This is a genomic window from Pseudomonas sp. FA-1, from assembly GCF_056856075.1.
Genome location: NZ_JBWXTH010000005.1, coordinates 199,578 through 225,769, shown reverse-complemented (window position 1 = coordinate 225,769; position 26,192 = coordinate 199,578). Strand labels below are relative to the sequence as shown.

General features: G+C 62.2%; 20 protein-coding genes. 15 read left to right on the top strand and 5 right to left on the bottom strand.

Translation table 11 applies throughout. The annotated features are described in order from the left end of the window. Positions 1-3 precede the first annotated feature (3 nt). The gene (locus AC1MHZ_RS11710; RefSeq protein ID WP_482966377.1) at positions 4-5,007 is read right to left on the bottom strand and encodes a dermonecrotic toxin domain-containing protein; all 5,004 of its coding nucleotides are present in this window, start codon (positions 5,005-5,007) and stop codon (positions 4-6) included. A gap of 233 nt (positions 5,008-5,240) precedes the next feature. Further along, positions 5,241-5,996 (bottom strand): GntR family transcriptional regulator, encoded by a 756-nt coding sequence (locus tag AC1MHZ_RS11705; RefSeq protein WP_324813799.1) that lies wholly within the window; start codon positions 5,994-5,996, stop codon positions 5,241-5,243. A gap of 354 nt (positions 5,997-6,350) precedes the next feature. Here AC1MHZ_RS11705 and AC1MHZ_RS11700 point away from each other — a divergent pair, with 354 nt between their 5' ends. Next, positions 6,351-7,700: an NCS2 family permease gene (locus AC1MHZ_RS11700; RefSeq protein WP_084854627.1), complete on the top strand. Its 1,350-nt coding sequence runs from the start codon at positions 6,351-6,353 to the stop codon at positions 7,698-7,700. A 557-nt stretch (positions 7,701-8,257) separates the two neighbouring features. Here AC1MHZ_RS11700 and uraH read toward each other — a convergent pair. Then, positions 8,258-8,611, bottom strand: coding sequence for a hydroxyisourate hydrolase (uraH, locus tag AC1MHZ_RS11695; protein WP_084854626.1), 354 nt, complete (start codon positions 8,609-8,611; stop codon positions 8,258-8,260). A gap of 388 nt (positions 8,612-8,999) precedes the next feature. On the opposite strand from uraH, the gene puuE reads away from it, so the two are divergent. The 7 genes from puuE (at position 9,000) to AC1MHZ_RS11660 (ending at position 15,979) form a co-directional block, all read left to right on the top strand. Further along, on the top strand, positions 9,000-9,926 hold the full coding sequence (gene puuE / locus AC1MHZ_RS11690; RefSeq protein ID WP_084854625.1) for an allantoinase PuuE: 927 nt from the start codon (positions 9,000-9,002) through the stop codon (positions 9,924-9,926). After that, a complete protein-coding gene (uraD, locus tag AC1MHZ_RS11685) occupies positions 9,926-10,441 on the top strand; it encodes a 2-oxo-4-hydroxy-4-carboxy-5-ureidoimidazoline decarboxylase (RefSeq protein ID WP_084854624.1) in 516 nt (171 codons plus the stop codon). Before puuE ends, uraD begins: the two co-directional genes overlap by 1 nt. A gap of 92 nt (positions 10,442-10,533) precedes the next feature. Next, entirely contained in the window at positions 10,534-11,037 is a 504-nt protein-coding gene (locus tag AC1MHZ_RS11680) for an ureidoglycolate lyase (protein ID WP_084854623.1), read from the top strand. A gap of 56 nt (positions 11,038-11,093) precedes the next feature. After that, positions 11,094-12,422, top strand: coding sequence for a urate hydroxylase PuuD (locus AC1MHZ_RS11675; RefSeq protein WP_084854622.1), 1,329 nt, complete (start codon positions 11,094-11,096; stop codon positions 12,420-12,422). Positions 12,423-12,570: 148 nt separating this feature from the next. Continuing rightward, a complete protein-coding gene (locus tag AC1MHZ_RS11670) occupies positions 12,571-13,923 on the top strand; it encodes a nucleobase:cation symporter-2 family protein (protein WP_324813808.1) in 1,353 nt (450 codons plus the stop codon). A gap of 135 nt (positions 13,924-14,058) precedes the next feature. Continuing rightward, entirely contained in the window at positions 14,059-14,844 is a 786-nt protein-coding gene (locus AC1MHZ_RS11665; protein ID WP_084854620.1) for an outer membrane protein OmpK, read from the top strand. A gap of 352 nt (positions 14,845-15,196) precedes the next feature. Further along, positions 15,197-15,979 (top strand): outer membrane protein OmpK, encoded by a 783-nt coding sequence (locus AC1MHZ_RS11660; RefSeq protein WP_084854619.1) that lies wholly within the window; start codon positions 15,197-15,199, stop codon positions 15,977-15,979. 128 nt (positions 15,980-16,107) lie between these two features. Here AC1MHZ_RS11660 and AC1MHZ_RS11655 read toward each other — a convergent pair whose 3' ends face one another. Beyond that, positions 16,108-17,022: a DUF808 domain-containing protein gene (locus AC1MHZ_RS11655; RefSeq protein WP_084854618.1), complete on the bottom strand. Its 915-nt coding sequence runs from the start codon at positions 17,020-17,022 to the stop codon at positions 16,108-16,110. A 130-nt stretch (positions 17,023-17,152) separates the two neighbouring features. Between AC1MHZ_RS11655 and AC1MHZ_RS11650 the strand changes: the two genes are divergently transcribed. Next, the gene (locus AC1MHZ_RS11650; RefSeq protein WP_084854617.1) at positions 17,153-17,764 is read left to right on the top strand and encodes a TetR/AcrR family transcriptional regulator; all 612 of its coding nucleotides are present in this window, start codon (positions 17,153-17,155) and stop codon (positions 17,762-17,764) included. A gap of 127 nt (positions 17,765-17,891) precedes the next feature. Here the strand turns inward: AC1MHZ_RS11650 and AC1MHZ_RS11645 are convergent, their stop codons facing one another. Further along, entirely contained in the window at positions 17,892-18,332 is a 441-nt protein-coding gene (locus AC1MHZ_RS11645) for a GlcG/HbpS family heme-binding protein (RefSeq protein ID WP_465001276.1), read from the bottom strand. A gap of 256 nt (positions 18,333-18,588) precedes the next feature. On the opposite strand from AC1MHZ_RS11645, the gene gcl reads away from it, so the two are divergent. From gcl to AC1MHZ_RS11615, 6 genes are all read left to right on the top strand, one after another. Then, entirely contained in the window at positions 18,589-20,364 is a 1,776-nt protein-coding gene (gene gcl, locus AC1MHZ_RS11640; protein WP_482966376.1) for a glyoxylate carboligase, read from the top strand. Positions 20,365-20,421: 57 nt separating this feature from the next. Then, the gene (gene hyi, locus AC1MHZ_RS11635) at positions 20,422-21,204 is read left to right on the top strand and encodes a hydroxypyruvate isomerase (protein ID WP_070576732.1); all 783 of its coding nucleotides are present in this window, start codon (positions 20,422-20,424) and stop codon (positions 21,202-21,204) included. A 40-nt stretch (positions 21,205-21,244) separates the two neighbouring features. Next, the gene (locus tag AC1MHZ_RS11630) at positions 21,245-22,222 is read left to right on the top strand and encodes a 2-hydroxy-3-oxopropionate reductase (protein ID WP_416767690.1); all 978 of its coding nucleotides are present in this window, start codon (positions 21,245-21,247) and stop codon (positions 22,220-22,222) included. Between the two features lie 230 nt (positions 22,223-22,452). Next, a complete protein-coding gene (locus AC1MHZ_RS11625; protein ID WP_084854613.1) occupies positions 22,453-23,727 on the top strand; it encodes a glycerate kinase type-2 family protein in 1,275 nt (424 codons plus the stop codon). Beyond that, the gene (gene pyk / locus AC1MHZ_RS11620) at positions 23,724-25,139 is read left to right on the top strand and encodes a pyruvate kinase (RefSeq protein WP_482966375.1); all 1,416 of its coding nucleotides are present in this window, start codon (positions 23,724-23,726) and stop codon (positions 25,137-25,139) included. The genes AC1MHZ_RS11625 and pyk overlap by 4 nt, the downstream gene beginning before the upstream one ends. Positions 25,140-25,292: 153 nt before the next feature. Beyond that, positions 25,293-26,168, top strand: a complete 876-nt coding sequence (locus AC1MHZ_RS11615) for an urea transporter (protein ID WP_482966374.1) — start codon at positions 25,293-25,295, stop codon at positions 26,166-26,168. Positions 26,169-26,192 lie beyond the last annotated feature (24 nt).

The window sequence follows — 26,192 nt, the reverse complement described above, 5'->3', positions numbered from 1 at the left end:
GGCTCAGAAATCGACTAGCCGCTGCACTGCGACCTGACCGACATGGGGGCCAGCCTCCAGACGCAGGGTCGCGGTAAGCCTTACCAACTGACCGCCTGCCAATGCCTGGCGCAGGGACTGTGCCGGGCTTGCGGGCAAATTGGCAAGCCAAGACTCGATCCAGCTGCTGGACAACACGGCCCGCCCCTGCTCGAAAGCCATATCGATCCAGGCCTGGTCGCTGACCTGCGATGCGATCAGGTAGACCCTTCCCGTCGATGGCTGATGGTATTGAATGATTCCTCCTACCCGGTACTGTTGCACCAACCCATAACGTCCCAGCAAGTCGTCGATCGCATTGACGGCATGAGAACGCAGGCGCGTACCGCGCACGGCGGCCAATAGGTTGGCGGTGTAGTCATCCATCGCTCGCAGGTAATAGACCGTCGGACTGCTACCTATCGCTTCGACCGGCAATGCCAGGCGCCAAGAGCTGGCGCTATCCAGGCCAATCGGTTGTTGCCGGGCAAGCAACAGGAAAGGGTCGGCCAATTCGCCCAGGCTTCGACTATCGCGCAACCACAGATTCAGCACATGCTCCAGATGCAGCAACCTTGCATACTCGCTACCCTGGGCTCTGTCCAGTATCGCTCTAGCTGCATTTTGCGCGCTTTGCCGGGTAAAGCCGGGTCGCGCCCTGATTATCAAGCTGTCCAGTTGCATGGAAAACAAGGTACGCCGTACAGACCAACCTTCCGGACCTCGGACCAATAACCAGGGCTGCTCACCGAAGCGTTCACGAACACAGCGTTCCAGATCATCGAAGGTCAATGGTGACGGCAACGCCTGCGAGCGCGAGAGCAGTATCCGGCTAGAGGTCTGCGTGGGATACACCGGCAACCAACCGCCCTGGATACCCACACCGTGAACCAGCCCATCGCTTCCCATCCCATATAAACCGGAACTGCGAAGCAGCTCTCGGTCCGAACCTTGCAAAGGACGAACTGCTTCCCGCCAAGTACTTACCTGCAATGGTTGAAGGGCAGCGCCCGGGGATATCCTGACAGATTGCCAGACCAACTCGGCGCGTTGCGCCCCCTCGATATGCAGGCCACCGAGCAATGGCCGCAGCAAACCTTGCCGGCGCGCCGAGCGCAGGGCTGTTGCCAAGGCGGGATCAACAAGCCGCGAGAGCAGCACGTCGAGCCATCCATCTCCCAACAGCACCAGGTTGTCCATGGTCTGAAGCGAAACCGCACCCATCACTTCATGCTGGACCAGTACATAGATTTCACGTCGTCCGGGCTTGACAAATAGCACCACACAGCGACGGTGAATGCCGTGACGGAACAGCACCCGGTAACCGCGATCGCTAATGACATTGGTGAGTATTTCGGCCAACGAATGACTGACGTTGCCTTCAACTGCAGCGCGTACGGCGACTTGTTCGGTGCTGTTCAGTGTCCAGCGCAACTGCACGAAGGACGCACGAGCATCCTGGATTGCCACCACCGGGTTCAGCGCGGCGACCTCCTGTACGACCAGATGAAGCAGCGGGTCGGAGGTCGCTGTGTCGAGCCATTGCTCAAGCGCATGCAGCCGCACCTGTGTCAGGCCTGGAGCAGTATCTGCATTACGGTAGATCGCTTCGCCCAATGACCAGAGGCTTTCATCAGCCATGCCGGGGAACTGACTTTGCAGCCGACGGAAAAACGTCTCGCCATAACCGCCCATCACCTGCGCCGGCTCTATTGCAGTGCTGCCAAGCGTGACGCGAACAGGCCCCATGCCCTGCTCGATCAGCTCATCCAGCTCACTCAACCGCGTCGGCATTCGTCCCGCGGGAACCACGTATCGAACATGCCCTTCGACAAAGCCTGGCAAGAGCGGGTAATACTCGCCTGAGATCCGCACGCCAGAACGCGGGACCGTCTCGGTGCCGAATGTCACAGAGACTTCCCCGCCGTAGGCGTGAACCGCCACGGTATCACCATCCCCGATTTGCCAGCGTACGGCCTGCCAACGTTGGGGGATGGGAGCCTGTGTTCCTGACGTACCCTGGCCACGCAAGTAAGCACGGGACCAAGCGGGTGCTGTTGTGTCTTGCAGGTAGGCATAGGCGAACTCGACCGCGCGGGCATCGGTCGGAAACTCATAATCCCGCAGGATACGTCGGCCTCGCCTGATAGCCGTGGGCCGGGTCGTGCCGGCGAAACGTGGGTGCCGGCTCACTGGCCCCCAACTGGCGAAGACCTGCTCGGCATCGGTGATTTGGCCGCCACCGCCGCGCAGACCGACATCCGCATGCACAACCCAGCGCTCGCCATCGACCCTCACTGGCATATCGTAATGGCGCGTGGCCGTGGTTTCCAGGCGCAGCGTGTGCTCTCCCTTGCGACGATACACTGCATAGGCATGACCATCCTGCCAGATGTACTTCTTGCCATCGAGGAGCCAGGTCCCGCTGTCACGCCCCCTCAATGGCACCACGCGATCGAACTTGATTTTTGCCTCGTACCCTTTGAAAGGATCCATGGCAATGCGTCGCCTGGCCTGTACACGCAACGCCCTACGCAGGCTCGCCACGCTTGAACCGGCCGGAATGACGGTCAGCATGATATCGAGCAGCCCACCGAGCACGCTGAGAATGCCCATGCCGATAGTATCGACCTTTCTCGCACGCCAGCCGTCACCGATGGCCAAGGCGCCGTAGTAGACATCCTGCAGTACGATGGGCAGGTTCACACCGGGTACGATGGCCAACGCCGCACGCAGGTAGCCCAAGTGGCGGTGATGCGCTTGGATGTCGCTTTTTTGCCGGATGCCATACTGGCTGCGCCCCTGGCGCCTCGCTTGATTGATCAGATGATTGCTGCGCTCGGCCACTTGCAGGTGGATCAGCGTTTTAGTCAATGATAAAGGTGCACTCAGGTAGCCTCTATAACGACGAAGGGCCGCCTGACGAAAATAGCTCAGCAGTTTTTCCGGTTCGTCGCTGGAGCGATGCGCCACGTACTCCGCCACCGCAGGCTCTACTTCGATCAACCAACGTAGATGCTCAAGTGCATCGTCCAGTTGCTCGCGCTCGATCAGTCGATGAGCGTGAGGGGCGCCAGGCAGGTACAAGATGGTACGCCCTCCCGCCGTATCGACCAGCGCACCTGCTCCCTCGATGTTGCGTCCGAGTTCCTCCGTACTGGTAATGACCAGCCAATGCACCCGGAGCCCGGCCTCGCTCAAGGCCTTTGCGCTAGACGACTGGGCTGCGGCATTAAGCATCTCCGCCCCTTTTTCGGACAGATTGCCACGCCATCGCCATGCCTGACCCAGCAATTTCAACTCTTGGCTATAGGGCTCGACCAGCAGCTCGGCATGCTGCTCATTGGCCAGGTCGAATATTGCTCGGACCTTCGTTTCGTATCGCTGGAGTGGATCGAGCTCAACCAGTACATCCGACAGGTAGCTAGACGTAATCCCATCGACTTGCAGGTTGGCCATGGCCAGACGCTCTACCTCCGAGGGCTCGCTGGAGTCGAACCCTTCGCATGCCAGCTTTTCGAGGGTGACCGACTCCCACTTCTCGCTCGGCACCCACTTCATGGCCTCCCCTGGCCGGTGTCCTACGGCCCCGTATCCTGGTGCAGGTTCCAGGACGCTGCCCTGGCCAAACCACTGATAGGTGACGCTGACAGGCCTCTCCAGCAACACGGTGTCCGCAGTCAAGGTGATGCCCTTGTCGGTCTTCAACCTCGCGATCAAAAGAGCTGCAGCAAACACGGGAAATGTCGGAAGTTGAGCTTTCAACCATCGCTCCAGGCTATCCGCCTGAAGGTGATAGTCCACCAAGTGTTCGGCATAGGCCCTGCGCTCGGCATCACTACGCACCAACATCCATTTGGGCAGTATCTCCATTATGGCTTGCCCTTGCCATTGGCGCTCCGCTGCAGTCATGGCCGCCTGGCGGCAGCTGTCCACAGGAATTGCCAAGGCCGCCCGGGCCAGGTCCAACCGATACTGGGCGCTTTGTTTCTTCGAAAGAAGCTCCCCTCGGACCAGCTCGTCGGAGTTCAAATCCAGCCTCGCCATCCAAAATGTGAACAGGTCGCGTACCAAACCAGGCAAACCTTCACTATTGGGTATGAACGTCAGTTGGGCGCTTGCATGCGAAATGAGCGTGGAAACAGCGAAGCCACCTATAGCCAATGTGGCGCCGAGCCGTTCACGCAGCACCTCAAGACTCTCGAGATAAATCATCCCACCGCTTTCGCCATGTACCCAGAGCACGATCGGCGCGTCATGCAAGCCCGCCTGCCGGTCAGTGGCCCGAGCCATGATCCAGATGCCAGGCAACACCTGCCCATCAGCGCATACCGACAACCACTGCACCGTCTCCTCTTGACTCTGCAGAAACAACCAAGCATGAACCTGAGCAGGCAGGCGGCGTTCTTCGGCCAGCAGGCTCGCCTCGCTTTTCATGGCTTGTTGAATGTGACAGGAAAACGTCTCGATGCGGTGTGTCCAGTTTTCCGGAGCTTCCCTCAATCCGTCCTGCAACTGCCGCCAGGAGTCGTGTCGTTGGGTCAAGGCCGCATTCCAAGCGGCCATTGCGCTTTTCGAGGGTGGTGTTTCGCCAAAGCGTTCGAGCAGATCACGCAGATAACGAAAACGATGGTTTTTACATAGCTGCCATGGATAAGTGGCAGGCAGGCTACCCAACGCGAGCAGATCGACATGATCACGCGCCTGCTGCTTCATCGCATAATCAACGACCTTGCGCCATGTCGCCGGGTCATTCGCGATCAGCGTGGCGTAGTTGGTGAAATCATCAGGAAGGGCATTCGCCCAATCCTTATCGCTGGCCGATTGGGCGCGCAACGCTTTGTGCAGTTGGTTGAGCCAGAGGATGGGCGCCTGGGCATTCACAAGCCCTGCATTCACGCAGGATCGGGCATAAGCGGATGCTTCGTCGTGGTGTGCTTGCCCGTGAGCAATCGGCAACACATCAAGCAGGTCGTCCAATGATTTCATGTGGTGGCTCCTGTGTTAGAGCCACGAATCGTCCCTTAGGGTGACCATGAAATTGCGGTAGATCTTTGGCACCGCTCAACCTATAGCAAGTATACGGCGCTCTTCCAGATCAGGCGGGGCGACGCTCGAAAATACTCCACAGGGTAGTGGCCAGGCCCCACGCGCCCAAGCCAGCCAGTAGCTGGAGTGTCTAGACACCTGAGTGGCCGATCGACGAAAAAACCGGCAAACGATCAACCCTTGACCGAGGCCTTGGGCTTTTTCAGCAAATGCGAGAATACCGCGTGCAGGTCGTCCGAGGCGCCTTCCTCATCCAGGTTGAGCTTGGTGTCGATGTGGTCCATGTGGTGCATCATCAGGCGCACCGCCAGTTCGCCGTCGCGGGCCTCGATGGCATCGATCAGTTGCATGTGCTCGTCATAGGAGCAGTGCGAGCGGTTGCCGCTCTCGTACTGGGCGATGATCAGTGAGGTCTGGGACACCAGGCTGCGCTGGAAGCTGATCAAGGGTGCATTGCCCGCGGCTTCCGCCAGCTTGAGGTGGAACTCGCCCGAAAGCCGGATCCCGGCGCCTCGATCACCGCGGGAGAAGCTGTCGCGCTCCTCTCGGACCATCTGGCGCAGCTCGTTCAGTTGCTCGATGGTGGCATGCTGCACCGCAAGCTCGGTGATGGCGCGCTCGACCATGCGACGGGAAAAGAACACCTGGCGTGCCTCCTCCACCGTGGGGCTGGCCACGACCGCACCACGGTTGGGCCGCAGCAGCACGACGCTTTCATGGGCCAGGCGCGACAGGGCGCGGCGGATAATGGTGCGGCTGACGCCGAAGATTTCGCCCAGCGCTTCCTCGCTCAACTTGGTGCCCGGAGCCAGTCGCTGCTCGAGGATCGCCTCGAAAATATGCGCATAGACGATATCGTCCTGGGTACCGCTGCGGCCGGCCTTGCCATTGCGCGCAGGTTTCTTCAGAGGTTGCAGCTGTTCGTTCATGGGCTCTCGAGCACGAGGATCCGCCAGTCGGGACCTTGACTGTAATACCCGTCAGAGGGTGGCTGGCAAGTCCTGGAAAGAAAAAAGGGATCAAGGTATCGGCCTATTGTACACAGGCATACCGGTTTCTGCAGGTGGCCTTCGCCATATAGCCACTATGCGTCGTATTTCGCCCACAAAAGATAAAACATTATTTGCATTATTTGTACACAAACGCATAATCCTGCGAGCAACTTCTTGACCCGAAAGTCAACAAACGGTCGGACGTCTGCCAAATCCCCTCGCGGAGCCGCCCAAGTGCATGGCGCAGGACCAGGCTCCGAAACAACAAGAAAGACTTGAGGAGTACTCGCTGTGGAAAGCCGCAAATCCGAAGCCCCTACGCTGGATCTCGCTCCACCGCTCGAAACGAGCTGGCTGGAACGGATTTTCAAACTCAAGCGACATGGCAGCACCGTCAGGACCGAGCTGATCGCCGGGGTGACCACCTTCATCACCATGGCCTACATCATCTTCGTCAATCCCAACATCATGGCCGACGCCGGTATCGACCACGGTGCAGCGTTCGTCGCCACCTGCATCGCCGCAGCCCTTGGCTGCCTGCTGATGGGCCTGTACGCCAACTGGCCGGTTGGCCTGGCCCCGGGCATGGGGCTCAATGCGTTCTTCACCTATACCGTGGTCGGTACCATGGGCTACACCTGGGAGGCGGCGCTGGGCGCGGTATTCGTCTCCGGCGTACTGTTCATGCTGCTGACGCTTTCGCGGGTACGCGAATGGCTGCTCAACAGCATTCCCGTGAGCCTGCGCCATGCCATGGGTGCTGGCGTCGGGCTGTTCCTCGGCCTGATCGGCCTCAAGACCGCGGGTATCGTCGTCGACAGCCCGGCCACGCTGATCAAGCTCGGTTCGCTGCATGAGCCAGGCCCGCTGCTGGCGGCGGTGTGCTTCCTGATGATCGCCGTGCTCAGCTACCACCGGGTATTCGGCGCCATCCTGATCAGCATCATCGCCGTGACCCTGGCGGGTTGGGGCCTGGGGCTGGTGCAATACGGCGGGGTGTTCTCGCTGCCTCCGAGCCTGGCGCCGACCTGGATGGCCATGGACGTTGCCGGGGTGTTCAACGTCAGCATGATCAGCGTGGTGCTGGCGTTCCTCTTCGTGCATATGTTCGACACCGCCGGCACCTTGATGGGCGTGGCCCAGCGGGCTGGCCTGGTGGCTGACGACGGGCGCATCGAAAACCTGTCGCGCGCATTGAAGGCGGACAGTGCCTCGAGTGTGTTCGGTGCTGCGGTGGGGGTTCCGCCGGTGACGAGCTACGTGGAAAGTGCCGCAGGGGTTGCCGCCGGTGGCCGGACGGGCCTGACCGCTGTCGTGGTTGGCCTGCTGTTCGTCGCGGCCATGTTCTTTGCACCGCTGGCGGGGATGATCCCAGCGTATGCCACGGCGGGGGCGCTGATCTATGTAGCGATGCTGATGATGGGGAGCATGGCGCATATTCACTGGGACGAGGCGACCGATGCGATTCCGGCGATCGTGACTGTGATCATGATGCCATTGACGTTCTCGGTGGCGGATGGGATTGCCCTGGGCTTTATCAGCTATGTGGCGCTCAAGGCGGGGACCGGGAAGTTCAAGGAGATTTCCGCTAGCTTGTGGGTGCTGTGCGTGATCTTTATTGCCAAGTTTGTATTTCTTTGAGGCTTGGGCTTGGGCTTATAGAAAGTGTAAATATTCATTTGCGGCGGTGGCGCCACTGGCGCTTTTCGCCTTTACGGCGACCTACTTTTGCTCTTGGGCAAAAGTAGGCAAAACCGCTGGCTCCTGCATCCGGCCCCGGCGCTGCGCGCCGGGGTTCCCTCGCTTCGGCATTGCTCCCAGCGGGGCGCGGCGAAGGGCCATCCATGGCCCTGCGCCGCTTGCCAGGCATCCATGCCTGGCACCCACCTCCGCAATGCCTACGCTCGGCCTCCTGACGTCGCGATTGACGGCGCCTGGGCTGTAGCGTAGGAAAAGCAAGAGCGAAAGCGGCGGTGGCGGCGAAAAATCATATTGATTGGTGGGCTGTTCTGGCCCAATCGCGGGGCAAGCCCGCTCCCACAGAGACCGCACAACGCTCGGGCCGCTTTTTCCTGTAGGAGCGGGCTTGTCCCGCGATAGCTCCAAGAGCCCACCGCCCCACTGAATATCCAAGACAAAAAAAAGCCCGCCAGTGTGAGAGCGGGCCAAGGACCTACGAAGATTCTTCTAGCGACCAACTAGCTTCCACGATAGGTCGAGTAACTGTACGGCGAGATCAGCAGCGGCACATGGTAGTGCTCCTGGTTCTGATCGATACCAAAGCGCAGCACGACAACATCCAGAAATGCGGTTTCAGGCAGTTTCACACCGCGAGCACGGTAGTAGTCGCCGGCGCTGAATTGCAGCTGGTACACCCCGGTACGGTAATCGTCACCCTGCAGCAACGGCGCGTCGACGCGGCCGTCGCTGTTGGTCAGGGCGGTGTTCACCAGCTCCAGCTGTTGGCCTTCGACACGGTACAGCTCGACCTTGATCGAGTTGCCCGGGCAGCCGTGAGCGGCATCCAGTACGTGTGTAGTCAAACGTCCCATTTGCTTGTCGCCTCTTGTCATATGCGTGGGCAAAAAATACACGGCAATCACCGCGCCAGGGGCCTGCGGTGTGCGGGAATGGAGCCATTAAGACATTTTCCCGAGAAATTGTACACAATTTTTTGAACACCTCTTGCACTACCCCCCTGCCCTGCTTGTAAATACACCAACGGCTGGAAAGACAGGCCCCGTGCCGACGGCGTCGTCATTAGCTGACCGACCAGGCAGGTTTCTTGCAATACATTCTCAACCGACAAATGGGAAGAAATGCGGAAAAACAGGCTTACAAAAGATTTCAGAAGTTGTATACAATCACCCCATCCGGTGGTGCGACAACCCGACGCGGGCCGCCCACCCCACGCACCAACGAACAAGAAGGAAGACTGCAGTGAGCGCTGACTACCCTCGCGACCTGATCGGTTACGGCAACAACCCACCTCACCCGCAATGGCCGGGGAATGCACGCATCGCTCTGTCCTTCGTGCTCAACTATGAAGAAGGTGGCGAACGCAACGTCCTGCACGGTGACAAGGAGTCCGAAGCCTTCCTGTCCGAGATGGTTGCCGCCCAGCCCCTGCAAGGCGTGCGCAACATGAGCATGGAATCGCTCTATGAATACGGCAGCCGTGCCGGCGTATGGCGCTTGCTCAAGCTGTTCAAGGACACCGGCGTGCCGTTGACCATCTTCGCCGTCGCCATGGCCGCCCAACGCCACCCTGACGTGATCCGCGCCATGGTCGAAGCCGGTCATGAGATCTGCAGCCACGGCTACCGCTGGATCGACTACCAGTACATGGACGAGGCCCAGGAACGCGAGCACATGCTCGAGGCCATCCGCATCCTCACCGAACTCACCGGCGAACGCCCGCTGGGCTGGTACACCGGCCGCACCGGCCCGAACACCCGCCGCCTGGTGATGGAGGAAGGTGGCTTCCTCTACGACAGCGACACCTACGATGACGACCTGCCCTACTGGGAGCCGAACAACCCGACCGGCAAACCGCACCTGGTGATCCCGTACACCCTGGACACCAACGACATGCGCTTCACCCAGGTCCAGGGCTTCAACTGCGGCGAGCAGTTCTTCCAGTACCTCAAGGACGCCTTCGACGTGCTCTACGCAGAAGGCGCCGAAGCACCGAAGATGCTGTCGATCGGCCTGCACTGCCGCCTGGTCGGCCGCCCGGCCCGCCTGGCCGCACTCAAGCGCTTCATCGAATACGCCAAGAGCCACGACCAGGTCTGGTTCGCTCGTCGCGTCGACATTGCCCGCCACTGGCACGCCACCCACCCGTACAAGAACGAGAACGCCTGATGACCGCTTTCAAGACCCTCAAGCCATCGACCCTGGCCCGCGACGCCTTCGTCGAAGCCTTCGCCGACATCTACGAGCACTCGCCGTGGGTTGCCGAGAAAGCCTATGACCTGGGTCAGCTGGCTGAACTGGACGAGATCGAAGCGCTGCACCAGCGCATGAGCGACATCCTGCTCAGCGCCAGCCATGAAGACCAGCTGGCCCTGATCAACGCTCACCCGGACCTGGCAGGCAAGGCCGCCATCCAGGGCGAGCTGACCGAGTCGAGCACCAACGAACAGGCCGGCGCCGGTATCCACCAGTGCACCGCCGAAGAGTTCGCGCGCTTCACCGAACTCAACGACGCCTACAAGGCCAAGTTCCAATTCCCGTTCATCATGGCGGTCAAGGGCAGCAACCGGCACCAGATCCTCGCCTCCTTCGAAAAACGCATCCACAACGATGTCGATGCCGAATTCAAGGAAGCCCTGGCGCAGATCAACCTGATCGCGCTGTTCCGCCTGCTGCAGCTTTAAAAGACGGTGCGATGCCCGGCCCCGACTGCGCGATACATTCGCCCCGGGGCCGGCCCACCCCCAAACAGAACATAGAACAAAGAGATAACCGCATGCGCACTTTAGTGATCGAGCCCCTGACCAAAGAAGCCTTCGCCCCGTTCGGTGACGTGATCGAAACCGATGGCAGCGACCACTTCATGATCAACAACGGGTCGACCATGCGCTTCCACAAGCTCGCCACGGTCGAGACCGCCGAGCCCGAGGACAAAGCGATCATCAGCATCTTCCGCGCCGACGCTCTGGAGATGCCACTGACCGTACGCATGCTGGAACGCCATCCGCTGGGCAGCCAGGCTTTCATCCCGCTGCTCGGCAACCCCTTTCTGATCGTGGTCGCGCCAGTTGGCGATGCACCTGTATCAGGCTTGGTCCGAGCCTTCCGCAGTAATGGCAGGCAGGGCGTTAATTACCATCGCGGCGTCTGGCACCACCCGGTGCTGACGATCGAAAAGCGGGATGACTTCCTGGTGGTTGATCGCAGTGGTTCCGGCAACAACTGCGACGAGCATTACTTCACCGAGGAACAGATGCTGGTCCTCAATCCCCACCAATAAGAAAAGGTCGGTCATCCAGGGTTCGCCCGGGTCGTGACCGGCAAGAGGTAAATACTGTGGAAGCACACCTTCACGAATGGCTGAACCTGAGCATTCGCTGGGTTCACATGATCACCGGCATCGCCTGGATTGGTGCCTCGTTCTACTTCGTCTGGCTGGAAAACAACCTGAACCGGAGCAATCCGCGTGACGGGCTGTCGGGTGACCTTTGGGCCATCCACGGTGGTGGTATCTACCACCTCGAGAAGTACAAGCTGGCCCCGCCGAAGATGCCCGAGAACCTGCACTGGTTCAAATGGGAAGCCTACTTCACCTGGATGTCCGGTATCGCCCTGCTCTGCGTGGTGTTCTACTGGAACCCGACCCTCTACCTGCTGGCCCCTGGCAGCACCCTGAGCGGTGCCGAGGGCGTGGCCATCGGTATCGGCTCGCTGGTGGCAAGCTGGTTCATCTATGACTTCCTCTGCGATTCGCCCCTGGGCAAGCGCCCGGCCCTGCTCGGTGCCGTGCTGTTCGTCCTGATCATCGCTGCCTGCTTCGGCTTCAGCCTGGTATTCAGCGGCCGTGGTGCGTACCTGCATACCGGCGCGATCATCGGCACCATCATGGTCGGTAACGTGTTCCGCATCATCATGCCGGCCCAGCGCCAGCTGGTGGCGGCCATCGAAAAGAACGAAACCCCTGATCCGGTCCTGCCGGCCAAGGGCCTGCTGCGTTCGCGCCACAACAACTACTTCACCCTGCCGGTGCTGTTCATCATGATCAGCAACCACTTCCCGAGCACCTATGGCAGCCAGTACAACTGGCTGATCCTGGCCGGGATCGCAGTGGCTGCGGTATTGATCCGTCACTACTTCAACACCCGCCATGACAGCAACAAGTACGCCTGGACCCTGCCTGTCGGCGCCCTGGCGATGATCTGCCTGGCCTACGTGACCGGCCCCAAGCCGATGCCTACCGCACCTGAGCAAGCCGCGGCGAAGATCGAGTACCAGCCGCTGCCGGCGACCGCCATCGGTGGCAAGACCGCTGCCGAACAGCGCGCCGAAGAGGCCACCAAGGCCGCCGAGGCGCCTGCAGCACCGGCCGAGGCGCCAGCCCAGGCTACCGCCCAGGCCGCACCCGGTGGTTTCGAGAAGATCCACACCGTCATCCAGGAACGCTGCACCGTGTGCCACTCGGCCAAGCCGACCAGCCCGCTGTTCAGCGCCGCCCCTGCCGGCGTGATGTTCGACACCCCGCAACAGATCCAGGCCCAGGCCGCGCGCATCCAGGCGCAAGCCGTCGCCAGCCAGATCATGCCACTGGGCAACATCACCCAGATGACCCAGGAAGAACGCAACATGGTCGGTGCCTGGATCGCCAAGGGCGCTCCGGTCAACTGAGTTGCACGCGGTAACACACGTCAAGCTGTAAGTAGTACGTAGCTAGCATCGAGCTAGGGCTCCACAGGGGAAACCCCAGGCCTTCGGGCCTGCCCCTCCGGAGCCCGACGCTTGGATCCGAGAATAAAAACAAAACTCGAGGTGCTGCATGTCCGAGTCCCGCAAGGCGTACATCCCCGTTGCGCCCCCACGACAGCCTCTGCCCCTGTTCCAACTGATCCTGGTGGGCCTGCAACATGTATTGCTGATGTACGGAGGCGCGATCGCCGTGCCTTTGATCATTGGCCAGGCCGCCGGGCTGTCTCGTGAAGAAGTTGCCTTCCTGATCAACGCCGACCTGCTGGTCGCAGGCGTTGCCACCATGGTCCAATCGTTCGGTATCGGTCCCGTCGGCATTCGCATGCCGGTGATGATGGGGGCCAGCTTCGCTGCCGTCGGCAGCATGGTCGCCATGGCCGGCATGCCGGGCGTCGGCCTGCAGGGGATTTTCGGCGCGACCATCGCGGCCGGTTTCTTCGGCATGCTGATCGCGCCGTTCATGTCCAAGGTGGTGCGGTTCTTCCCGCCTCTGGTCACCGGCACCGTGATCACCTCGATCGGCCTGTCGTTGTTCCCGGTCGCGGTCAACTGGGCCGGTGGTGGCCATGAGGCCGATACCTTCGGCTCGCCCATCTACCTGTTGGTTGCCGGCCTGGTACTGGCAGTGATCCTGCTGATCAACCGTTTCATGCGTGGGTTCTGGGTCAATGTCTCGGTACTGGTAGGCATGGGCCTGGGCTACATCCTGGCCGGTTCCATCGGCATGGTCGACCTGTCCGGCCTGTCCGAGGCGCCGTGGGTGCAAGTGGTCACCCCACTGCACTTCGGCATGCCGACCTTCAGCCTGGCACCGATCCTGTCCATGTGCCTGGTGGTGGTGATCATCTTCGTGGAATCCACCGGCATGTTCCTCGCCCTGGGCAAGGTCACCGACCGTGAAGTCACCCCTGGCATGCTGCGGCGCGGTCTGATGTGCGACGCGGGGGCGTCGTTCGTCGCCGGCTTCTTCAATACCTTCACCCACTCCTCCTTCGCCCAGAACATCGGCCTGGTGCAGATGACCGGGGTGCGCTGCCGCTATGTCACCATCGTGGCCGGCGCCCTGTTGATCCTCCTCAGCCTGCTGCCGAAGGCGGCCTTCCTGATTGCCTCGATCCCACCTGCGGTACTGGGCGGCGCGTCCATCGCCATGTTCGGCATGGTCACTGCCACGGGCATCAAGATCCTCCAGGAAGCGGACATCTCCGACCGTCGCAACCAGCTGCTGGTCGCGGTCAGCGTCGGCTTCGGCCTGATCCCTGTGGTCCGTCCGGAGTTCTTCGCCCAGATGCCCCAGTGGATGGAACCCATCACCCACAGCGGCATCGCCATGGCCACGGTGAGCGCCCTGGTGTTGAACCTGCTGTTCAACATCCTCGGCGGTGCCGAGCGCGCCGTGCACAACGCCGCGCATCAGCACTGAGTGGTCGGGCGGCTGCATTGCCGCCCTGCTCTTCCCCGCAGTAACCGCAACACCGTCGGCCCACGCTCGTGGGCCGTACGGGGCGCCTGCGCGCCGAAAAAACCACAAACAAGAACAAGAACCGGGAATCACAACATGAAGCGCATCACCTCGTCCCTGTTGCTGGGCAGCAGCCTGCTGGCCACCCTCCCCGCCGTCGCAGGCGACTGGCTGGAGTGGCACGGCGAAAGCCTGACGTACCTGTACGGCAAGGACTTCAAGGTCAACCCAGGCATCCAGCAGACGGTGACGTTCGAACACGCCAACCGGTGGAAATACGGCGACACCTTCCTGTTCATCGACAAGACCTTCTACAACGGCCAGGCCGATGCCACAAAAGGCCCGACCACCTACTACGGTGAGTTCAGCCCGCGTCTGTCGTTCGGCAAGATCTTCGACCGCAAGCTCGAGTTCGGCCCGATCAAGGACGTCCTGCTGGCCATGACCTACGAGCGCGGCGAAGGCGACAACGAGACCTACCTGATCGGCCCCGGCTTCAGCCTGGCAGTGCCTGGCTTCAACTATTTCAACCTGAACTTCTATTGGCGTAATACCGAGGGCAGCCGCCCCGGGGATGATGTCTGGCAGATCACCCCGAACTGGTCCTACACCATTCCGGTGGGCAAATCCGACATCCTCATCGATGGCTACATCGACTGGGTGGTGGACAACGACCAGACCCGCCGCGGCACCTACCATTCCAACCTGCAGTTCAACCCACAGGTCAAGTACGACCTGGGCAAGGCCCTGAACTGGGGCGCCAAGCAGCTCTATGTGGGTATCGAATACAGCTACTGGAAGGACAAGTACGGCATCGACAGCCAAGGCAACATCGACAGCAACCAGAGCGTAACCAGCGCCTTGGTGAAAGTTCACTTCTAAAAGTTGACTCAAAGATCAGGTTTTATGCCATAGTGCGCCAGGACGGAGCACTTGAGGCCCAGCGCGCAAGTGAGTAATCTGCGCGCCCCCTCGATCAGGGCAGGAAGGATCCTGCCCGCGTTTCCTGACCGCTCAGTCAATGAATTCGGGCGGTTGGCCAACGTGTTGCCAGCCTGAAACACCCTTTTCATCCGTTCAGAACGAAGTCGAGCAGGATGGTTGTGACCAACCCGGAAAGTTGGCGCAGCTCTTGCCAAACAGCTGTGGCCAATCGAAAAAAGCTGACTCGAAAGACAAGAATAGCGCCAAAGAGCGCTGACAACAGATCTGACTCAAGGGAGCGACCTTCGCAATGCGTACCATCAATAGCCTGATACTCGCCGGCGGCCTGCTGGCATCCGGAGCCACGTTCGCCGGCGATCTGCTGCAATGGCAGAACAACAGCCTCACCTACCTGTGGGGCAAGAACTTCAAGGTGAACCCGGAAACCCAGCAGACCTTCACTTTCGAGCATGCCGATGGCTGGAAGTACGGGGACAACTTCATCTTCTTCGACAAGATCTTCTACCAGGGCAAGAAAGACGCCGGCAATGGCCCGAACACCTACTACGGCGAAATCAGTCCGCGGTTGTCGTTCGGCAAGATCTTCGACCAGAAGCTCTCGTTCGGCCCGGTCAAGGACGTGCTGCTGGCCATGACCTACGAGTTCGGCGAAGGCGACACCGAGGCCTACCTGATCGGCCCAGGCTTCGACCTGGATATCCCGGGCTTCGACTACTTCCAGTTGAACTTCTACCAGCGCACCACCGACGGCAGCCGCCCGGGTGACAACGTCTGGCAGATCACCCCGGTGTGGTCCTACACGCTGCCTGTGGGTTCGTCTGACATCCTGATCGACGGATTCATGGATTGGGTGGTGGACAACGACGAGAACCGCCGCGGCACCTACCAGGCCAACCTGCACTTCAATCCACAGGTCAAGTACGACCTGGGCAAGGCGCTGAAGATCGGCCAGAAGCAGCTGTACGTGGGTATCGAGTACGATTACTGGAAGAACAAGTACGGCATCAAGGACAGCGATGCGTTCACCACCGACCAGAACACCATGAGCTTCCTGCTCAAGTATCACTTCTGACGGTGCGCGGGGGCTGCTGCGCAGCCCTTTCGCGGCGCAAGGCCGCTCCTACAGGCGTAGGGCGCTTCCTGACTGTGGGAGCGGGCTTGTCCCGCGATCCGGGGGCTTGCCCCGGCCATCCTCCACGGTCACCTGGCCGGCCGCAGCGCCTTCCACACCTTGCCCACCCCACTCACCACGGCCAGCACCACCGCCCCGGCCACCACGCCGGCCAGGCCGTTGAGCACGCCTCCGGTCAAGGCACCGCCGCGCCCTTCGCTGAAGGCCTCGATGGCGTGGTGCAGCGGCTCGATGCCATGCACCAGGATGCCGCCGCCGACCAGGAACATGGCCGCAGTGCCGATCACCGAGAGGCTCTTCATCATGTAGGGCGCCGCGCGCAGGATGCCATTGCCCACCGCCTGGGCCAGCCCGGATGCCTTGGTGGTCAGCCACAGCCCCAAGTCGTCGAGCTTGACGATGCCACCCACCAGCCCATACACCCCGATGGTCATCACCACGGCAATGCCCGAGAGCACGACGATCTGCTGCGTCAGCGGTGAATCGGCAACGATGCCCAGGGTGATGGCGATGATTTCGGCCGAGAGGATGAAGTCGGTGCGCACCGCGCCTTTGATCTTGTCCTTCTCATAGGCCACCAGGTCGATGTTCGGGTCGGCCAGGGCTTCGGTGTGCGCCGCATGCTGCGTCGCATCCTCGGCCTTGCTGTGCAGGAGCTTGTGCGCGAGCTTCTCGAAGCCTTCGTAGCACAGGAAGGCGCCACCGAGCATCAACAGCGGGGTCACCGCCCAGGGTATGAACGCACTGATCAGCAAGGCCGCTGGCACCAGGATCGCCTTGTTGACCAACGACCCCTTGGCCACCGCCCAGACTACCGGCAGTTCCCGGTCGGCACGCACGCCAGTGACCTGCTGAGCATTGAGTGCCAGATCGTCGCCCAACACGCCTGCGGTCTTCTTCGCCGCGACCTTGGTCATCACCGAGACATCGTCGAGCACCGTAGCAATGTCGTCGATCAGTACCAGTAGACTGCTTCCTGCCATGTTTGCGTGTTTCCAATGGGTTGAATGGGCCGAAGTCTAGCCCAAAGCGGCTGCCTTGAGCGCCCGACAAGGCGGGTGCTACCATGCCGGACCCTCTTTAGAGGTGGCCAGACAAAGGAAGATTCCCGACATGAGCACCATTCGCGAGCGCAACAAGGAGCTGATCCTGCGCGCGGCCAGCGAAGAATTCGCCGACAAGGGCTTCGCCGCCACCAAGACCAGCGACATCGCCGCCAAGGCTGGCCTGCCCAAGCCGAACGTGTACTACTACTTCAAATCCAAGGAAAACCTCTATCGCGAGGTCCTGGAGAGCATCATCGCGCCGATCATGCAGGCTTCCACGCCATTCAACGCCGACGGCGATCCCAAGGAGGTGCTCAGCGGCTACATCCGCTCGAAGATCCGCATCTCCCGTGACCTGCCCCATGCGTCGAAGGTGTTCGCCAGCGAGATCATGCATGGCGCCCCGCACCTGTCGCCCAACCAGGTGCAGCAGCTCAACGAGCAGGCGCGGCACAACATCGAGTGCATCCAGCGCTGGATCGAGCGCAAGCAGATCGCCCCGGTCGATCCGCACCACCTGATGTTCAGCATCTGGGCGGCGACCCAGACCTACGCCGACTTCGACTGGCAGATCTCGGTGATCACCGGCAAGGCCAAGCTGTCCGACACCGACTACGAAGCGGCGGCCGAAACCATCATCCGCCTGGTGCTCAAAGGCTGCGAGCCCGAGGCGGCCTGATAAAAAGCGGGGCCGCTACGCAGCCCTTTCGCGGCACAAGGCCGCTCCTACAAGGATCATCGTTGAACCTGTAGGAGCGGCCTTGTGCCGCGAAAGGGCCGCGCAGCGGCCCCAGGATTTCAGACGCTTACGCCACCACTCCGGCATCCGCCGTCAGCCCCACCTCCTCGATCGCACTGATCGCGCACTGCTCGTCGATATCCGACGTATCGCCGCTGATCCCTACCGCACCCAGCACCTTGCCGTCCTGATCGCGAATCAGCACACCACCCGGCGCCGGTACCACCGGACGCTCGCCCAGGCCATTGAGCGCCGCGAAGAAAGCCGGCCGTTGTTGCGAATCCAGCGCCAGCAGGCGCGAGCCCTTGCCCAGGGCGACAGCCCCCCAGGCCTTGCCCATGGCCACCTGCGGGCGCAGCAAGCTGGCGCCGTCCTCGCGCTGCAGCGCGAGCAGATGCCCACCGGCGTCCAGTACCACCACCGTCAAGGGGGCGGCGTTGATCTTGCGACCAGCGTCCAGCGCGGCGTTCACCAGGCTGACGGCGACTTTCAGGGTCAATGCGTTCATGGAAAGGTCCTCTTCTTGTTGTGAGAAGCCCTGAGGGCAGTTGAAAACCGATACGACAATAGAACACAACGGCCAGATTTTTTGTATACAATATTTTTAGACTATCGTGCACGATCAGACGAAATGCCGTTTTCACCGGCTTCCCGACGAAAGCCACTTCTACAGATGAAAATGGATTGACCTAGGGCGTCGAGCGTGAATACACTCTGTCGCAAAGCAAGTTGTATACAATTACAAAATCGATGAGGCACAAACCATGAGCAAAATGAGAGCAATCGATGCAGCCGTTCTGGTCATGCGCCGTGAAGGTGTAGATACCGCGTTCGGCATCCCGGGGGCAGCCATCAACCCGCTGTACTCGGCCCTGAAGAAAGTCGGTGGCATCGATCACGTCCTCGCTCGCCACGTCGAAGGCGCTTCCCACATGGCCGAGGGTTACACCCGCGCCAACCCGGGCAACATCGGTGTGTGCATCGGCACCTCCGGCCCAGCCGGCACCGACATGGTCACCGGCCTGTACAGCGCTTCGGCCGACTCCATCCCAATTCTCTGCATCACCGGCCAAGCGCCTCGTGCCCGCCTGCACAAGGAAGACTTCCAGGCCGTTGACATCACCAACATCGTCAAGCCAGTCACCAAGTGGGCGACCACCGTTCTGGAGCCAGGCCAGGTGCCCTACGCCTTCCAGAAGGCCTTCTACGAAATGCGCACCGGCCGCCCAGGCCCTGTGCTGATCGACCTGCCGTTCGACGTGCAGATGGCCGAGATCGAATTCGACATCGACGCCTACGAGCCGCTGCCGGTGCACAAGCCAGCCGCCAACCGTGTCCAGGCTGAAAAAGCCCTGGCCATGCTCAACGAAGCCGAGCGCCCGCTGATCGTTTCCGGCGGCGGCGTGATCAACGCCGATGCCAGCGAAAAACTGGTCGAATTCGCCGAACTGACCGGTGTACCAATCATCCCGACCCTGATGGGCTGGGGCACCATCCCGGACGACCACCCACAGATGGTCGGCATGGTCGGCCTGCAGACTTCGCACCGCTACGGCAACGCCACCCTGCTCAAGTCCGACCTGGTGTTCGGTATCGGTAACCGTTGGGCCAACCGTCACACCGGCTCCGTCGACGTCTACACCGAAGGCCGCAAGTTCGTTCACGTGGACATCGAACCGACCCAGATCGGCCGTGTGTTCACCCCGGACCTGGGTATCGTTTCCGACGCAGGCGCGGCACTGGACGCGTTCCTGGAAGTGGCCCGCGAGTGGAAAGCCGCCGGCAAGCTCAAGTGCCGCCGCGAGTGGCTGGAAGACTGCCAGCAGCGCAAGTCGAGCCTGCAGCGCAAGACCCACTTCGACAACGTGCCGGTCAAGCCGCAGCGCGTCTATGAAGAAATGAACCAGGTCTTCGGCAAGGACACCTGCTACGTCAGCACCATCGGCCTGTCGCAGATCGCCGGCGCCCAGTTCCTGCACGTGTACAAGCCACGCCACTGGATCAACTGCGGCCAGGCCGGCCCGCTGGGCTGGACCATTCCGGCTGCCCTGGGTGTGGTCAAGGCTGACCCCAAGCGCAAGGTCGTCGCGCTGTCCGGTGACTACGACTTCCAATTCATGATCGAAGAGCTGGCCGTGGGCGCGCAGTTCAACCTGCCGTACGTCCACGTACTGGTGAACAACGCCTACCTCGGCCTGATCCGCCAGGCCCAGCGTGGCTTCGACATGGATTACTGTGTACAACTGGCGTTCGAGAACATCAACGCCACCGAGGCCAACAACTACGGCGTCGATCACGTGGCCGTGGTCGAGGGCCTGGGCTGCAAGGCACTGCGCGTGTTCGAGCCGGCTGAAATCGCCCCTGCCCTGCTCAAGGCGCAGAAGATGGCCGAAGAGTTCCGCGTGCCGGTGGTGGTCGAAGTGATCCTCGAGCGCGTGACCAACATTTCCATGGGTACCGAGATCAACGCGGTCAACGAGTTCGAAGACCTCGCCCTGGTCGGCAACGACGCGCCTACCGCGATCTCGATGCTGGACTGACCGCCTGACGCCCCCGCGCCGGCTGTGCCGGGGGCCTTCATCTGCAAGGAGACAACCATGCCTCGCTTCGCTGCCAACCTGTCCATGCTGTTCACCGAGCAGGACTTCCTGGCCCGCTTCAAGGCCGCCGCCGACGCTGGTTTCAGCGGTGTCGAATACCTCTTCCCGTACGATTTCAGCGCCGCCGAGATCAAGCAACAGCTCGATGCCCACGGCCTGACCCAGGTGCTGTTCAACCTGCCGGCCGGTGACTGGGGCAAGGGCGAGCGCGGCATCGCCTGCAACCCCGAGCGCGTCGAGGAATTCCGCGCAGGTGTCGACAAGGCCATCGAATACGCCAAGGTCCTGGGCAACACCCAAGTCAACTGCCTGGCCGGTATCCGCCCGCAAGGCCCGGACTGCGCCACCGTGCGCAAGACCTTCGTCGACAACCTCAAGTACGCCGCCGACAAGCTCAAGGCCGCCGGTATCCGCCTGGTCATGGAAATGATCAACACCCGCGATATCCCGGGCTTCTACCTGAACACCACCAAGCAGGCCCTGGAAATCCAGGCCGAAGTCGGCAGCGACAACCTGTTCCTGCAATACGACATCTACCACATGCAGATCATGGAAGGTGACCTGGCTCGTACCATGGAAGCCAACCTGAAGCTGATCAACCACATCCAGCTGGCCGACAACCCCGGCCGCAACGAACCAGGCACCGGCGAGATCAACTATCGCTTCCTGTTCGAGCACCTGGACCGCATCGGTTACCAGGGCTGGGTGGGCGCGGAATACAAGCCGCTGACCACCACCGAAGCAGGCCTGGGCTGGCTGAAGACCCATAACGCAATCTAAAGATTGAACACCGACCTGTAGGAGCGGGCTCGCCCCGCGATTGCGATGGCGGATTCACCGCCGCCATCGCGGGACAAGCCCGCTCCTACAGGCTCCGCGAACAAATACAAAGAGGCACATTGTCATGGCTAAAATCGGTTTCATCGGCACCGGCATCATGGGCAAACCAATGGCCCAGAACCTGCAAAAGGCAGGTCACAGCCTGTTCGTCTCCACTCACCACGACGCCGCCCCGGCCGACCTGGTCGCCGCTGGCGCCGTCGCCCTGGCCAACCCGAAGGAAGTGGCCCAGGAAGCCGAGTTCATCATCGTCATGGTCCCGGACACCCCGCAGGTAGAAGCTGTCCTGTTCGGCGAGAATGGCGTGGCCGAAGGCGTCGGCCCGAACAAGGTGGTGATCGACATGAGCTCGATCTCCCCTACCGCGACCAAGGCCTTCGCCGAGAAGATCAAGGCCACCGGCGCTGCCTACCTGGACGCCCCGGTGTCCGGCGGCGAAGTCGGCGCCAAGGCCGGCACCCTGAGCATCATGGTCGGTGGCTGCCCGAAAGCCTTCGAGCGCGCCCTGCCGCTGTTCGAAGCCATGGGCAAGAACATCACCCGCGTCGGTGGCAACGGTGACGGCCAGACCGCCAAGGTCGCCAACCAGATCATCGTCGCCCTGAACATCCAGGCCGTCGGCGAAGCCCTGCTGTTCGCTGCCAAGAACGGCGCGGACCCAGCCAAGGTACGTGAAGCGCTGATGGGCGGTTTCGCCTCCTCGAAGATCCTCGAAGTGCACGCCGAGCGCATGATCAAGGGCACCTTCGACCCAGGCTTCCGCATCAACCTGCACCAGAAGGACCTGAACCTGGCCCTGCAAGGCGCCAAGGAGCTGGGCATCAACCTGCCCAACACCTCCAACGCCCAGCAAGTGTTCAGCACCTGCGTTGCCCTGGGCGGCGGCAACTGGGACCACTCGGCGCTGATCAAAGGCCTGGAGCACATGGCCAACTTCTCGATCCGCGACGACAAGTGACAAGGGGCTGCCTTGCAGCCCAATCGCCGGCAAGTCGGTTCCCACCAGCCCGAAGTACTCCGCTGTACCTGTGGGAGCCGGCTTGTCGGCGATGAAATCCACACCTTTGGACCTGCGACCACAGGCTCAACGGTGACACCGAGCAACACCCGCCCCTGGTTCGGCCTGCACGGAGGCAGTTCCAGGGGCGTTTTCGATTCTGCAGAACAATAAGATTTTGGGAGCCTGCCATGTCGGTCGATCCACAAAGAATTCTCCGCGAGCTGTTCGATACGGCCATCGCCGCCGCTCACCCCCGCCAGGTCCTGGAACCCCACCTGCCCACCGACCGCACCGGCCGCGTCATCGTCATCGGCGCCGGCAAGGCTGCCGCGGCCATGGCCGAGGTGGTCGAGAAGAGCTGGCAGGGCGAGGTGTCCGGCCTGGTCGTGACCCGCTACGGCCATGGCGCCAACTGCCAGAAGATCGAAGTGGTCGAAGCCGCCCACCCGGTCCCCGATGCCGCCGGCCTGGCCGTGGCCAAGCGCGTGCTGGAGCTGGTCAGCAACCTCAATGAAGACGACCGGGTGATTTTCCTGCTCTCTGGTGGCGGCTCGGCCCTGCTGGCCCTGCCTGCCGAAGGCCTGACCCTGGCCGACAAGCAACAGATCAACAAGGCCCTGCTCAAGTCCGGCGCCACCATCGGCGAGATGAACTGCGTACGCAAGCACCTCTCGGCGATCAAGGGCGGCCGCCTGGCCAAGGCCTGCTGGCCGGCGACGGTCTACACCTATGCCATCTCCGACGTCCCCGGGGACCTGGCCACCGTCATTGCCTCCGGCCCCACCGTGGCCGACCCGAGCACCTCGGCCGATGCCCTGGCCATCCTCAAGCGCTACGACATCGAAGCGCCCAAGGCCGTCATCGACTGGCTCAACAACCCCGCCTCGGAAACCGTCAAGGCCGACGACCCAGCCCTGGCGCGCAGCCACTTCAAGTTGATCGCCAAGCCCCAGCAGTCGCTCGAGGCCGCGGCCGTCAAGGCTCGCCAAGCGGGCTTCAGTCCGCTGATCCTGGGTGACCTGGAAGGTGAGTCGCGCGAAGTGGCCAAGGTGCACGCCGGTATCGCACGGCAGATCGTGCTGCACGGCCAGCCGCTCAAGGCGCCTTGCATCATCCTGTCCGGCGGCGAGACCACGGTCACCGTGCGCGGCAACGGCCGTGGCGGGCGCAACGCCGAGTTCCTGCTCAGCCTGACCGAAAACCTCAAGGGCCTGCCGGGTGTCTACGCCCTGGCCGGGGACACCGACGGCATCGACGGCTCCGAGGAGAACGCCGGCGCCATCATGACCCCGCAAAGCTATGCCAACGCCGAGGCCCTGGGCCTGTCGGCGTCCGACGAGCTGGACAACAACAACGGCTATGGCTACTTCGCCGCACTGGATGCGCTGATCGTCACCGAGCCGACCCGCACCAACGTCAACGACTTCCGTGCCATCCTGATCCTCGAGACTCAGCCATCATGACGCCAGACAAGAAAGTCAAAATCCTCGCAACCCTGGGCCCTGCGATCAAAGGCGTCGGCGATATCCGCCAGCTGGTCGAGGCCGGCGTGAACATCTTCCGCCTGAACTTCAGCCATGGCGAGCACGCCGACCACGCCCTGCGCTACCAGTGGATCCGCGAAGTGGAGCAACAGCTGAACTATCCGCTGGGCATCCTCATGGACCTGCAAGGGCCCAAGCTGCGCGTCGGCCGTTTCGCCGACGGCAAGGTGCAGCTGCAACGCGGCCAGGCCCTGCGCCTGGACCTGGACACTACCCCGGGCGACAGCCGCCGGGTCAACCTGCCGCACCCCGAGATCATCGCTGCGCTGGAACCGGGCATGGACCTGCTGCTCGATGACGGCAAGCTGCGCCTGCGGGTGACCGCCAAGCACAGCGACGCCATCGACACCGAGGTGGTTGCCGGCGGCGAGCTGTCCGACCGCAAGGGCGTGAACGTGCCCCAGGCCGTGCTCGACCTCAGCCCGCTGACCGAGAAAGACCGCCGCGACCTGGCCTTCGGCCTGGACCTGGGCGTGGACTGGGTGGCCCTGTCGTTCGTCCAGCGCCCGGAAGACATCGTCGAAGCCCGTCAACTGATCGGCGAGCGCGCCTACCTGATGGCCAAGATCGAGAAGCCGTCGGCGGTCGAGCAGTTGCAGGCGATCGCCGAGCTGTCCGACGCGATCATGGTCGCCCGTGGCGACCTGGGTGTGGAAGTGCCGGCCGAAAGCGTGCCGCAGATCCAGAAACGCATCATCGGCACCTGCCGCCAGCTGGGTAAACCCGTGGTGGTGGCGACCCAGATGCTCGAGTCGATGCGCTTCTCCCCTGCCCCGACCCGCGCCGAGGTCACCGACGTGGCCAACGCCGTGGCCGAAGGCACCGACGCAGTCATGCTGTCGGCCGAGACCGCCTCGGGCGACTACCCGCTCGAAGCCGTGCAGATGATGAGCAAGATCATCCGCCAGGTGGAGAACGGCCCGGACTACCAGGCCCAGCTCGACGTCGGCCGGCCCAAGGCCGAAGCCACGGTGTCGGACGCCATCAGCTGCGCGATTCGCCGCATCAGTGGCATCCTGCCGGTGGCCGTGCTGGTCAACTACAGCGAGTCGGGCTCCTCGACCCTGCGCGCTGCCCGCGAACGGCCACGTGCACCGATCCTCAACCTGACGCCGAACCTCTCCACCGCCCGCCGCCTGAGCGTGACCTGGGGCGTGCACTCGGTGGTCAACGATCGCCTGCGCCAGGTCGATGAGGTCGTTTCCACTGCGCTGGAAATTGCCCAGGCCCAAGGCATGGCCAGCCGTGGCGACACGCTGCTGATCACCGCCGGTGTGCCTTTCGGCAAGCCAGGGACGACTAACACGCTGCGGATCGAGACCTTGGTCTGAGAATGCCGGGGGGGCGCTGTGCGCCCCCCTGTGGGAGCCGGCTTGCCGGCGATTGGAGGGCGCAGCCCTCCCGTTACACCGATCCATGAAACCTGCGGAAAACCGAGGCCCGAAGAGGCCCACCGCTCTTCCATCCACCTTCCCGACTGCCCCATGTACACCAAGAATTTCGTCAACCCGTGCCCCGACTGGGCCACGGCCTTGCTCAACGGCTTCAGCCAGGTACTGCTGCTGCGCAATCCCTTGTGCGGCCTGTGCTGTCTGCTGGCCATCCTGGTCACCGCCCCGAACCTGGTCGGCGGCGCCCTGCTCGGCGCCCTGGCCGGGCTGCTGACCGCCCAGCGCCGCGGTTACGAACGCGCCGATCGCCAGGCCGGCCTGTACTGCTACAACGGCGTACTGATCGGCCTGCTGATCGCCGCGCTGCTGCCGTGGTCGGCCATCATGCCACCGCTGATCATCGCCGCCGGCGGCCTTTCCAGCATCCTCACGCACCAATGGCGCAAGCGCGGCGGCAAGCTGCTGATCGCCTATACCGCACCTTTCGTGCTGCTGGGCTGGGCCACCCTGTTGGTGACAGAGCCCATGCCGGCCCTCTACACCGAGGCCAACCCGTTGTATGCCTTGCTACGCGGTGTCGGCCAGATCTTCCTGCTGGACAACCCGCTGGCCGGCCTGCTGATCGTCATCGGCATGTTCATCGCCAACCCCTATGCCGCACTCTGGGCGTTGATCGGCTCGGCCGTCGGCGGCGGTGTGGCCCTGCTGGCGGGCGAGGCCCAGGCTGCCTGGATGGGGCTGTTCGGTTTCAACGCAGCGCTCGCCGCGCTGGCCTTCAGCCGCCAGGGCGAACGTGCCTGGGTGACGTTGTCGGCCATCGCCGTGGCACTGTTGCTGCAGCCTTTGTTCAACCTGATGCCTATCGCTGGCCTGACTGCACCCTTTGTCGTCGCCTGCTGGCTGATGCACCTGGGCAGCCACCTGGCGCAATCGGCCCAGCGCCGCAACGCAGACCGCTTGCACAGCTAGAACGCACCCCCTAGGCTCAGGCCA